The following is a 12,531-nucleotide window of genomic DNA, read 5'->3' on the forward strand; positions in this document are numbered from 1 at the left end:
TCTCGACCACCATCCGCGTTTTATCTGCCTTGGCCTTTACGGTAATCCGACCATCATCAGCGGTGTGCTTTACAGCATTATCAAGAACATTGAACAGAACCTGTTCGATCAGAACCGGATCAAGCTGGATCGGTGACAGATCGGGCGATACCTGCACATCAAAGGATCGCGACCCGGCATATTTACGGACATGCTTGACCGCACGACCGATGATCTCGGCCAGATCGGACCATTCCTTTTTCGGCTGCAAGGCACCATAGCCAAGGCGCGTCATATCCAGAAGGTTCTGAACAAACCGGTTCAGACGTTCGCTTTCCTCCAGGATGGTCTGGGTAAGCTGCCCGCGGTCCTCTTCTCCCATGCTGTCGCCATAGCTGGATAATGTCGTCGCCGACCCGATGATCGATACCAGTGGGGTGCGCAAATCATGCGATACCGAAGACAAAAGTGCCGCGCGGAGCTGCTCGGTCTCGCTCAGCAATCGTGCTTCTTCGATATCGGTCGCAAGACGGGTACGCTCAACAGCAACCGCAACCTGATCGACAAGCGCCTCAAGCAGGCGACGCTGGGAAGGCCCCAATGTGCGCGCATCTTCCCTGAAGCGGACACCAAGAACACCAAGCGGTCCCTGCGGGGTATTCACCGGCATGAATAGCCATTCTGCGGTCGGCAGGGTTTCCGATCGCCATCCGGCCGGTTTGGAATGCTCCCACGCCCATTCGGCGGCCCCCCAATCCTTTAGCCCCAACTGGTCTTCTGGCGGGTAGGCTGCGGTAATTTCCAACGATCCATCCGTGCTCGGCTGCAGGACCATCGACTGACAATCAAGCGTCGCGGCCACATGATGCACCGCCGCCCACAAAACATCGTCAAGCGATGCCGCCGCCGCAATCTTGCGACTGAAATCATATAGATTGGCGGTGCGCTTGCCACTGGTTTTCATGGCATCGACCTGAAGGCGCAGACGCCCTGCCAGATTGCCAACAATGACCGAAACAATCAGGAAAAATACGATGGTAATCAGCTGTTCATGATGGAACACCGACAGGGTGTAATAGGGAACAGTGAAGAAGAAATTGTAAGAAATGAAAGACAGTAGACTGACGGCAATCGACGGCCACATGCCGCAACGGATTGCAGTTAACAGTACCGCCAGAAGATAAATCAGGGACAGATTGCCAAGCGGCACATAGCGGTCGGCAAAAAGTGCGGCAGCGGTTGCCACAGTAACGCTGCCAAAGACCCATGAAAGGCTGCGTGATCGCCAGCTTCCGGGCTCGAACGGATTGTCCGAGATCAGCGAACGTTTTTTCTCATCCGCGTCCGCGGCAATGACTGTAACATCAAAACCCTCGGCATTCTCAAGCAGCTTGCGCGCCACATTTTCACGCAACAATCCGGTCCAGCGTCTTCGCCTTGGCCGTCCGATCAGAAGACGCGTGACATTGCGTTTGGACGCCAATGCGGAAATCTCGCGTGCCAAATGGGATTCCGCCTGAAGCGTGACAATTTCCGCCCCCAACTGTTCCGCCAGACGCAGTGCTTCGGCAATGTCATCTTTTTCGGCATTCGCCATCCGGTCGTCGCGTGGTGTTTCGACATGCAAGGCGATCCAGGGCACACGCTGGCGTTCGGCCATCCGCTTGGCGGTGCGCACCAGCTTCTTGGCCACCGGACTTTCATTCAGGCACACCATCAGGCGGTCCTGCGTCGGCCATGGGCCGCTGACCGCATGGGTACGCATATATTCCAGCATCTGCGCATCAATGCGTTCGGCGGCAATACGCATCGCCAGTTCGCGAAGTGCGGTCAGATTTCCCTTGCTGAAGAAATGCCGAAGCGCGCGCCCCACCTGATCGATGACATAAACCTTGCCATCGCGCAGTCTTTGCAAAAGATCATCAGGCGGCAAATCGATCAGCTCGATTTCATTGGCTTTTTCAAGGAAACTGTCGGGCAGGGTTTCGCGTACGCGAACACGTGAGATCCGGGCGACAATATCGTTCAGGCTTTCAAGATGCTGGATGTTCAGCGTCGTATAGACATCAATCCCGGCATCAAGCAGTTCATCAATATCCTGATAGCGTTTTTCATGGCGGCTGCCCGGCACATTGGTGTGTGCCAGTTCATCAACAAGGGCGATTTCCGGCTTGCGCCAGATGATCGCGTCAATGTCCATTTCCCCAAAAACACGGCCCCGATGCAAAAGCCTCTTGCGCGGCAATGCTTCAAGACCGCGCAAGAGGTTTTCGGTTTCCACGCGCCCGTGGGTTTCGACAATGCCGACAATAACGTCCCTCCCCTCCTTCCGCCGTTCCTGCGCGGCCTGAAGCATGGCATAGGTCTTTCCGACGCCCGGATAGGCGCCCAGAAAGATCTTGAGCTTGCCCCGATCATCCTTGCGGGTCTGTTCCAGCAGGGCTTCGGGGGATGGACGGTCCTCTTCGTCGGTCATCTTGCGTCGATCAAAGCCTTTCGTATTTATCCTGTCATATCAGAACCATCGGCGGATCACCCGGATAAATCGCCGATAGACTGACAGCACCTTGCTCCGGAGCCAGACAGCGCGCATTTCCTCTGCCTCGCGCTGAACCTGTCTTTGCCTGGCACCGGACTGCCGAAAGACAGCCCGATACCCTGTATTTTTGGAATAATCCATCGGATCAGGACGACATTTCGTCCAGAGCCAGATTCAACATCAGAACATTGACCCGCGGCTCTCCGATCAACCCAAAGGTTCTATCTTCAATATGGGCTGCAACCAGTTCTTCCAGGTCATTGAGCGGGATGTTTCGGGCTTTCGCCACCCTTTCCATCTGGAAGCGGGCACTTTCGGGCGAGATATCGGGGTCAAGTCCGCTGCCCGACGCCGTCAGCAAATCTATTGGCACCGGGCGATTGCCGTTTTCCGCCGAAAGGTCAAGGGCACGGGCCTTGATCCCGTTGACCAGTTCCCGGTTCGTCGCCCCAAGGTTGGAACCACCGGAATTATCGCCCTCATAGCCATCGCCGGCATAGGAAGGACGCGGATGGAAATAGCGGTCACTTTCAAACTTCTGGCCGATCAGACGCGAACCAACCACGACACCGTTCTTTTCAATCAGGCTGCCATTGGCTTCTTCCGCGAACAGCCCCTGCCCGATCCCGGTCATTGCCAGCGGATAGGCAACCCCGGTTATCACCGTCATCACAGCAGCCATGCCAATGGCCGGACGTAACAAGTTCAACATGACAAATTCTCCGTTAAACCAGACCAACGGCATTGATCAGAAGGTCAATGACCTTGATGCCGACAAAGGGAACAATCAGGCCACCAAGGCCATAGATCAGAAGATTTCGACGCAGCAGAGCCGCCGCACTGCCCGGCGTAAACCGTACCCCGCGCAGAGCCAGCGGGATCAGGGCGATAATGATCAGGGCATTAAAGATCACCGCCGAAAGGATCGCACTTTGCGGGCTGGCAAGCCCCATGATGTTCAGTGCACCAAGCTGCGGATAGGCCGCAATGAAAAGCGCGGGCAGGATCGCGAAATATTTGGCAACGTCGTTGGCAATCGAAAATGTTGTCAACGCGCCCCTGCTGATCAGCAACTGTTTGCCGACCTGGACGATCTCGATCAGCTTGGTCGGATCGCTATCAAGGTCGACAAGGTTGCCTGCCTCGCGTGCAGCCTGGGTGCCATCATTCATCGCAACCCCGACATCGGCCTGTGCCAAGGCCGGCGCATCGTTTGATCCGTCACCGCACATCGCCACCAGACGCCCGCCTTCCTGTTCCTGACGGATCAGTTCCAGTTTCTTCTCCGGCGTTGCCTCGGCCAGAAAATCATCCACCCCGGCCTCGGCGGCGATTGCCGCAGCGGTTAACGGGTTGTCCCCCGTAATCATGACGGTCCGGATGCCCATGGCACGCAGTTCGGCAAACCGTTCACGAATGCCCGGCTTGATGATGTCTTTCAGATGAATGACACCCATGATCTTGTGGTTTTTCGCGACCACAAGCGGCGTACCACCTGATTTGGCGATGCCATCAACGATCCGGCCAAGTTCGGCAACCTGCGGACCCGCTTCGGCATATGCCCGCATCGCATCCCCGGCACCTTTACGATATTCATCCTCACCGATATCCGCACCGGACATACGGGTTTCGGCACTAAAGGCAATCGCCTTGGACAGTTTCGATTTATCACCCCGGAAATCAAACAGCTTACCTGCCAGTTCGACAATCGATTTGCCCTCTGGCGTGTCATCGGCAAGCGATGCAATTGCCGCAGCTTCCGCGACTTCGCGATCTGTGACACCTTTGAGTGGCACAAACTCGTCTGCCATACGGTTGCCAAAGGTAATGGTTCCGGTTTTATCAAGCAGCAGCGTATCGACATCGCCCGATGCCTCAACCGCACGCCCGGACTTGGCAATGACATTGGCCTTGACCAGACGGTCCATACCGGCAATCCCGATGGCAGACAGCAAACCGCCAATTGTCGTCGGGATCAGGGTCACCAGCAACGCAATCAGAAACGCCATCGGGATCGACGTCCCCGAGAACAGCGCGAACGGCTCAAGCGTGACGACGACGATCAGGAAGATGATCGACATGCCGACCAGCAGGATATTAAGCGCGATCTCGTTTGGTGTTTTCTGACGCTGCGCGCCCTCGACCATCGCAATCATGCGGTCAAGAAAGCTTTCGCCCGGTTTGGCGGTGACACGGACTTTAAGCCAGTCCGACACAATCCGCGTCCCGCCGGTTACCGCCGACCGATCCCCGCCACTTTCGCGGATTACCGGGGCCGATTCACCGGTAATGGCAGATTCATCGACCGAAGCAATCCCTTCGACGATCTCGCCATCGACCGGGATGACATCGCCCGCCTCGACCAGTACAAAGTCACCGGGCGAAAGACGGCTGCTTGCGACCATTTCAACGGCGGTCTTTTCCCCGTTGCGGAGCTTTTTTGCCTGGGTTTCCTTATTGGTTGACCGCAGGCTATCGGCCCGTGCCTTGCCGCGCCCTTCGGCAACCGCTTCGGCAAAGTTGGCAAACAGGACGGTAAACCAAAGCCAGACGGTAATCTGGATCATGGTGGACAGATCTGCCCCGCCCGTCATGCCGGTATGGATGCTGATGACGGTTGCCATCACTGCACCGGCCTCAACCATGAACATCACCGGATTGCAGATCATGATCCGCGGATCAAGCTTGCGAAACGCCTCAATACTGGCAGTCCGGACAAGCGCCCCGTCCAGCAGACGGGAATTTTCTGTTTTCTTCATTTTCTGTACTCCTCCGGTCAGTAGGCAATTCCGGCCAGCATTGCGAAATGCTCCGCAATTGGACCGAGTGCCAGTGCCGGGAAGAAAGTGAGGCCGCCGACAATCAGAATGACGGCAATCAGAAGGGTAACGAAAAGCGGACCATGGGTCGGAAATGTCCCGCCCGATACCGGAACGACATTCTTCGTCCCGAGCGACCCGGCAATCGCCAGGATCGGAATGATGAAGCCATAACGCCCCAGCAGCATCGCAATGCCCTGCAAGGTGGTATGGAACGGCATTCCGGCCCCGAACCCGGCAAAGGCCGAACCGTTATTGCCCGTCGCCGAGCTATAGGCATAAAGGATTTCCGAAAGCCCGTGCGGTCCGGCATCCTGTACTGCCGTCATAGCGACCGGAACGGTGGCCGACAGGGCCCCGAATACCAGAATGCCGATCGGCATGGTCAGAATGGCCAGAACAGCCAGCTTGATCTCGCGGGCTTCGATCTTCTTGCCCAGATATTCCGGCGTCCGCCCGACCATAAGTCCGGCAATGAAAACCGTCAGAACAACAAACAACAGCATGCCGTAGAAACCGGCACCAACACCGCCATAGACGATTTCACCAAGCTGCATGTTGAGCATCGTGACCATGCCGCCAAGCGGTGTCAGACTGTCATGCATGGCATTGACCGATCCGTTCGACGCGGCCGTCGTTGCCGTTGCCCAGAGGGTGGAATTCAAGATACCGAAACGGGTTTCCTTGCCTTCCATATTGCCCGGATCGGCAATGATCGTGCTGGAATTTGTCAGCAACGCATTGCCTGCCTTTTCCGCGCTATAGGTCGCGGCAAATCCACCGACAAACAGCAGGGCCATCACGGCGAAAATCGCAATGCCCTGGCGCTTGTCATTAACCATCTTGCCAAACAGGAAACAAAACGCCGCCGGGATCAGAAGGATATAAACCATCTGAAGCAGATTGCTCAGAGGTGTCGGGTTTTCGTACGGATGCGATGAATTGACGTTAAAGAAGCCGCCACCATTGGTGCCAAGCTGCTTGATCGCGATCTGCGATGCAGCCGGCCCCTGCGCCAGAACCTGCTTTGTTCCTTCAAGCGTGGTTGCATCGACATAGGAATTCAGGTTCTGCGGAACGCCCTGCGACATGAGGAAAATCCCAGCAACAATCGAAAGCGGCAGCAGAACGTAAAGAACCCCGCGCGTCATATCGACATGGAAATTGCCAAGATCGCGGACCTTGCGACCGGCAAACCCGCGGATCACAGCAACACCAACCGCCATGCCCGTCGACGCACTGACAAAGTTCTGCATGGTCAGGCCGACCATCTGGCTGAAATAGGACAGTGAAGTTTCACCGCCATAGGCCTGCCAGTTGGTATTGGTAACAAAACTGACCGCCGTGTTGAACGCCAGATCGGACGACATCGGCGCCAGCCCGGCCGGATTCCACGGTAAAAGATGCTGCAAACGCAGAATGGCAAACAGCAAAACCCATCCGGCCGCGTTAAAGGCCAGAAGGGCCACGGCATAGCGTGACCAATGTTGCGACGCCTGCGCATCAATGCCGCAGATGCGATAAATGACTTTCTCAACCGGCTTGAAAACGGGGGACAGCAAAACCGCCTGTCCGCTGTAAACCCGGTACATATACCCGCCCAGCAACGGGGCGCACGCCAGCAGGATCGCGCAATAAAGCGCGAACTGGCCGAGATCGGTTGTCATCGGGAACTCCGTCCTAGAATTTTTCGGCCCGGATCAGGGCGTAAAACAGATAGACAATCAGTGCTGCCGATATGGCACCACCAAGGATGTAACTGATCATGGAACCTCCTAGATCCGTGCGCAGCCGCGTACCGCAAGCCCGCACATGGCAAAGGCACCCAATGCCAGAACCGCATAGATCAGATCGAACATGGGATACTCCTGTAGTGTTCGGATCAACCGCTACAGGCTAGGAGGGAGGGCCGTAAAAATACGATGGCAGAAATGTGTCCTGAACCGATGTCAGGCATAAAAAATGCGTAAAACCCCGATAAAAGCGCGCGGTGATGCCTTCTGAACGGCTTTGATTGGCGTTCGCGCCAGAGACTATCACCCCGAATTATGACAACTTGGGAATTAGGGGGATTTCATCGGAAAATCTGGGAGGTTTGGGACCAAGGAGCAATACTCATATAATATGAGTATTGCTCCTTGGTAGGCCCGGAGGGACTTGAACCCCCAACCAGACCGTTATGAGCGGTCGGCTCTAACCAATTGAGCTACGGGCCCCCAAGGGGAATGGAAAAGACCGCGCCAATTGTTTGGCGCGGTCCCGAAAACTAGCGATTTTCGGGCCAAGGTCAAGCCCGAACGTCGCAAGATTTTTTAATAATCGAGGAACGAACGCAATTTGCGCGAGCGCGACGGATGCTTGAGCTTGCGCAGCGCCTTTGCCTCGATCTGACGGATACGTTCGCGGGTCACGGAGAACTGCTGACCAACCTCTTCGAGGGTATGGTCGGTGTTCATGCCAATCCCGAAACGCATACGCAGAACACGTTCTTCACGCGGTGTAAGCGATGCCAGAACGCGCGTGGTGGTTTCACGCAGGTTGGCCTGGATCGCAGCATCAAGCGGCTGAACGGCGTTCTTGTCCTCGATGAAATCGCCAAGATGGCTGTCTTCCTCGTCCCCGATCGGGGTTTCGAGCGAGATCGGCTCTTTTGCGATTTTCAGAACCTTGCGAACCTTTTCAAGCGGCATCTGCAGTTTTTCTGCCAGCTCTTCCGGGGTCGGCTCGCGACCGATTTCATGCAACATCTGGCGCGAGGTACGGACCAGCTTGTTGATGGTTTCGATCATGTGAACCGGAATACGGATCGTACGGGCCTGATCGGCGATGGAACGCGTGATCGCCTGACGGATCCACCAGGTCGCATAGGTCGAGAATTTGTAACCACGGCGGTATTCAAACTTGTCCACCGCCTTCATCAGGCCAATATTACCTTCCTGAATAAGGTCGAGGAACTGAAGACCGCGGTTGGTGTATTTCTTGGCAATCGAAATCACGAGACGCAGGTTGGCCTCGATCATTTCCTTTTTCGCACGTGCCGCTTCGCGTTCGCCCTTGTTGACGACACCGTAAACACGGCGGAATTCACCAATCGGCAAACCGACTTCGGCGGAAACACCGCCCACCTGTTCACGCAGCTGCGCGATTTCATCCGGGTAGCGTTCGATGAAAGCCTTCCAGCCCTTGCCCGGCAATTCGCTGACGCGTTCCATCCAGTTCGGGTCGAGTTCATGGCCCTGATACTGTTTGACGAAATCGGGACGCTTGATCTTGCAACGGTCGGCAAAACGCAGAAGCTTGCCTTCAAGGCCAAGCAAACGGTTGTTCAGGCCGGTCAGGTGATCAAGCAGCTCCTCAATCCGGAAGTTGTTCAGGTGAACATCTTCCATCAGGTCAACCATCTCGCCCTTCAGCTTGGCATAACGTTTTTCGGTCGCCGCCGGAACGCTTTCGCCCTTGTTCATCGCGACAAGGCGCTGTTCCTGTGCCTTGTGCAATTTCTCATAGGTTTTGGCGATCAGTTCGAACTTCTCAAGAACCTGCTCGGTCAGTTCCTCTTCCATTTTGGAAAGTGAAACGTTGACCTGTTCGTTCTCGTCATCATCCTCATCGTCGCCATCACCTTCAGAACCCTCGTCCGACTCTTCTTCGTCGTCGTCCTCTTCTTCCTCGTCGCTGGCGGGAGCACCGGTCGGTTCTGGCGTTTCGGTTTCGGCTTCTTCGTCTTCGTCGGCATCGGTTTCGACGGCGGCTGCCTCGAAATCATCGCCTTCGGTTTCTTCGGCTTCGTCACCTTCTGCGGCTGCGATTTCCGCATCCGGACCACCACCATAAGTGGTTTCCAGATCGATCACATCGCGAAGCAGAAGATTGCCAGCCTGAAGCTGGTCATGCCAGTTGACGATCGCGCGAATGGTCAGCGGGGATTCACAAATCCCGCCAATCATCATGTCACGGCCAGCCTCGATACGTTTGGCAATGGCAATTTCGCCCTCGCGCGACAGCAGCTCGACGCTGCCCATTTCACGCAGATACATACGGACCGGATCATCGGTACGGCCAACATCATCTTCAGAGATATTGCCGCTCGGATCCGAGTCTTTCTCGTCATCGTCGTCCGAGTCGTCCCCATCTTCACCATCGATAACGTTGATGCCCATCTCGTTGAGATTACTCATCACGTCTTCGATCTGTTCGGAGGAAAAATGCTCCGACGGCAAGGCAGCGTTCAATTCATCGACCGAGATGTGGCCTTTCTCTTTGCCCTTGGCAATGAGCTTCTTGATGGCCGCTTTATATGTATCGAGAAGAGGTCCGTCTGCGGTTTCAGAAGAGTTCTTTTTCTCTTCAGCGTTCGAAGTCTTAGACGACATCTATTCCCCGTTTCCCGCTGGGTACAGTTCGTACCGTTGTTATCCCAAGCACTGTTTTGCTCAGCGCAAATCACAAATAGCCCGAACGCCGATCCCGCACACAAACGCATGCATTGATCAGTCGTCGAGCTTAAACACTTTTTCCCGGCGCCGGGCCAGATCGTCGCGTCTATGCGAAAATCTTTCCCATTCTTCCTCGCTGATATCTGCTGCCAACTGTCGGACGGCGTATTTTGCCTCTTCGTCCTCCAGGGAGCTTACAGCCATAGAAAAAACCTGTTCCCAACCCGCGCGAGCCCGTTCGAGCGGCGTTTCGGGCCTAGCGAAAGCGGCGTGCGCCAAAATATCCGCACCTACCACCCGCAAAACTGTCTCTGACAGCCCGTCGCGCTCCAAATGGGCCTTGATTGCATCGGAATCAAGTCCGGGATCACCGTCAAGGAGCTTTAAGACGGCACGACGAAGATTGTCAAGTTCGGAGTCAGCACAAGAGTAGATTCCGAGCCGTTCGCCAACATCATCATGCAAATGCGGATGATTGATCAGCGTCACCAGCAAAATACAATCCTGCAGGCTCCGTCGCTTATGCATGGGCGGACGCAACATCCCCGGAACAGCTTTGCCAGCTGGTTCCCAGAAATAGTCTTTTTTTCCGCCCTTGCCACCCCTGGCAAATTTTTTGTTCTGGTATGTCCCACTACTGCGCGCGGCGCGCCCTGCTCCGCCTGTGGCACGATCCCCCTTGAACAACTGCCAGATACGGTCACGAAACATCGACTGGTATTGCGATCTGACGGCATCATCACCGATTGCCGAAATGCGTTTCTGAATATCGGCCTCAAGGGCGGCACGGCGTTCCGGTGTATCGGTTGCCCGCCCGGCAACCTCCATACGCCAGACCAGTTCGGCCAGCGGCACCGCCATATCGAGGATCTTGCGGAAATTGGCAAAACCGTTTGCACCGGCCATCAGACTATCGGGATCCTCGCCTTCGGGCAGAATTGAAAACAGCAATGATTTGCCCGGACGCAGGATCGGAAGCGCACGTTCCGCGGCACGCACCGCCGCACGCTTACCCGCGGCATCACCATCAAGGCACAGGATCGGTTCGTTGGTCATTTTCCAAAGCTCGCCGATCTGCTCCTCTGTGACCGCAGTTCCAAGAGGCGCCACTGCCCCGCGGAAACCGGCCCGATGAAGGGCAATCACATCCATGTAACCCTCGGTCACGATGATCGGTGCATCCTGCTGGCTGGCTTCACGCGCCTGCGGCAGGCCATAAAGGAGCTGCCCCTTGTGAAACAAGGGTGTATCAGGGCTATTCAAATATTTCGGCTTAGTGTCACCCATGACACGCCCGCCAAAAGCGACGACCCTGCCACGCCGATCAAGGATCGGAAACATCACACGCCCACGGAATCGGTCATAGGTCTGGCGTCCCTGATCTTCGGGCTCGATCAGAAGCCCCGCCTCGATCATCAGGGACTCGTCAAACTCTTCGCGCTTGAGGGCAGCCTTGAGCGCCCCACGGTTATCAGGCGCAAAGCCCAGTCGAAAATCCGCAATCGTTTTATCGTCAAGGCCACGACGGCGAAAATATTCAAGCCCATCGCGGCCTTCGGGCATATGCAGCACGCGCTCGTAAAATACACAGGCCGCTTCCATCACTTCGTAAAGTGTTTTGGCCTTTTTCTCACGCTCCTGGGCTTCACGTGATGGTTTGGGAACATCCATGCCCACCTGATTTGCCAGAACCTCGACCGCCTCGACAAAAGTCAGGCCGCGGGTATTCATCACAAAGCTGATCACGTCGCCATGCGCGCCACAGCCAAAGCAGTGATAAAAACCCTTTTGTTCGTTGACCGTGAAAGACGGGGATTTTTCGGAATGGAACGGACACAGGCCGGAATATTCCCGGCCGCGTTTGATCAGCTTCACCGACGTACCGACAATATCCGCCAGTCCGACGCGTGCCCGCAGATCGTCAAGAAACGACTGGGGAAAGCTCATGATTGTCCCGATCCCGTGATCATGTTGATACCAAATCCCATCCTACCCTTTTATTGTTCCATTGTCTGGAATCCGGGCTTAGGGACGACGAAAGCCGGACGATTTTACACGCCCGGCTTCCATTAAAAATAGCTATTCTCGAAATCAGCCGAGAAGTTTTTTCGCAACACCGCCGGCTTTGCCGAAATCCATGCAGCTGGCGTATTTTTCGCGAAGTGCTGCCATCGTCCGGCCCATATCCTTCAGGCAGGTCGCGCCAAGGTCGGTAACCACACCTTTGACAGCCGCCTCGATTTCATCATCGGACATCTGTTTGGGCAGGAACCGCTCAATCACACCGATCTCTGCGGCTTCCTGTGCCGCCAGTTCGGGGCGATTGCCCTTGGTGTACATTTCGATGCTTTCGCGACGCTGTTTGACCATCGCCTGCAGCAGGGTCAGGATTTCCTCGTCGGAAATGCCATCGGTGTTCCCCTCGCCGCGTGCCGCAATATCGCGTTCCTTGAGTGCTGCCAGGATCAGGCGCACGGTGGTCACGGATACGGCATCCTTCGCAAGGACGGCCTTTTTCAAAGCGTCTGTAAGCTGCGATCGCAGCATGGCTTATCTCTGATTCTGTGGAAGAAAGGAGCGAACATACCCCAAAAGCGCCATCTAGGCAAAGAAAACCTTTCCATTTAACTTGTTGATTTAAAAGGAAAAATAAAAGTTTGGATGCATCCTTGACAGGGCAGCACGACTCCCGTAGACATCCGCCAATTTGCCTGCCGGGATGAGGTTTTTACCCGCTTTCAGCATATTGTACCGACGT

At 55.6% G+C, this 12,531-nt stretch carries 7 protein-coding genes, 1 tRNA gene and 1 pseudogene; all 9 read right to left on the minus strand.

The genetic code is table 11. The features are described 5' to 3' along the window. Positions 1–19: 19 nt before the first annotated feature. Positions 20–2,455: pseudogene (locus TH3_RS16550) on the minus strand (DUF4118 domain-containing protein); the annotation flags it as partial. 208 nt (positions 2,456–2,663) lie between these two features. Then, the gene (gene kdpC / locus TH3_RS16555) at positions 2,664–3,230 is read right to left on the minus strand and encodes a potassium-transporting ATPase subunit KdpC (protein ID WP_007089842.1); all 567 of its coding nucleotides are present in this window, start codon (positions 3,228–3,230) and stop codon (positions 2,664–2,666) included. A 13-nt stretch (positions 3,231–3,243) separates the two neighbouring features. Next, positions 3,244–5,277: a potassium-transporting ATPase subunit KdpB gene (gene kdpB / locus TH3_RS16560; protein WP_007089843.1), complete on the minus strand. Its 2,034-nt coding sequence runs from the start codon at positions 5,275–5,277 to the stop codon at positions 3,244–3,246. 17 nt (positions 5,278–5,294) lie between these two features. Next, positions 5,295–7,004, minus strand: coding sequence for a potassium-transporting ATPase subunit KdpA (kdpA, locus tag TH3_RS16565; RefSeq protein WP_007089844.1), 1,710 nt, complete (start codon positions 7,002–7,004; stop codon positions 5,295–5,297). A 13-nt stretch (positions 7,005–7,017) separates the two neighbouring features. Beyond that, positions 7,018–7,104 (minus strand): K(+)-transporting ATPase subunit F, encoded by an 87-nt coding sequence (kdpF, locus tag TH3_RS23590; RefSeq protein WP_076519685.1) that lies wholly within the window; start codon positions 7,102–7,104, stop codon positions 7,018–7,020. A gap of 372 nt (positions 7,105–7,476) precedes the next feature. After that, positions 7,477–7,553 (minus strand) — tRNA-Ile (locus TH3_RS16570). Between the two features lie 96 nt (positions 7,554–7,649). Further along, entirely contained in the window at positions 7,650–9,710 is a 2,061-nt protein-coding gene (gene rpoD, locus TH3_RS16575; protein WP_007089845.1) for an RNA polymerase sigma factor RpoD, read from the minus strand. A 117-nt stretch (positions 9,711–9,827) separates the two neighbouring features. Then, entirely contained in the window at positions 9,828–11,720 is a 1,893-nt protein-coding gene (gene dnaG / locus TH3_RS16580) for a DNA primase (RefSeq protein ID WP_007089846.1), read from the minus strand. Between the two features lie 144 nt (positions 11,721–11,864). After that, positions 11,865–12,320 (minus strand): GatB/YqeY domain-containing protein, encoded by a 456-nt coding sequence (locus TH3_RS16585; protein WP_007089847.1) that lies wholly within the window; start codon positions 12,318–12,320, stop codon positions 11,865–11,867. Between the last annotated feature and the right edge of the window lie 211 nt (positions 12,321–12,531).

The sequence above is a fragment of the Thalassospira xiamenensis M-5 = DSM 17429 genome (assembly GCF_000300235.2).
GTDB lineage: Bacteria > Pseudomonadota > Alphaproteobacteria > Rhodospirillales > Thalassospiraceae > Thalassospira > Thalassospira xiamenensis.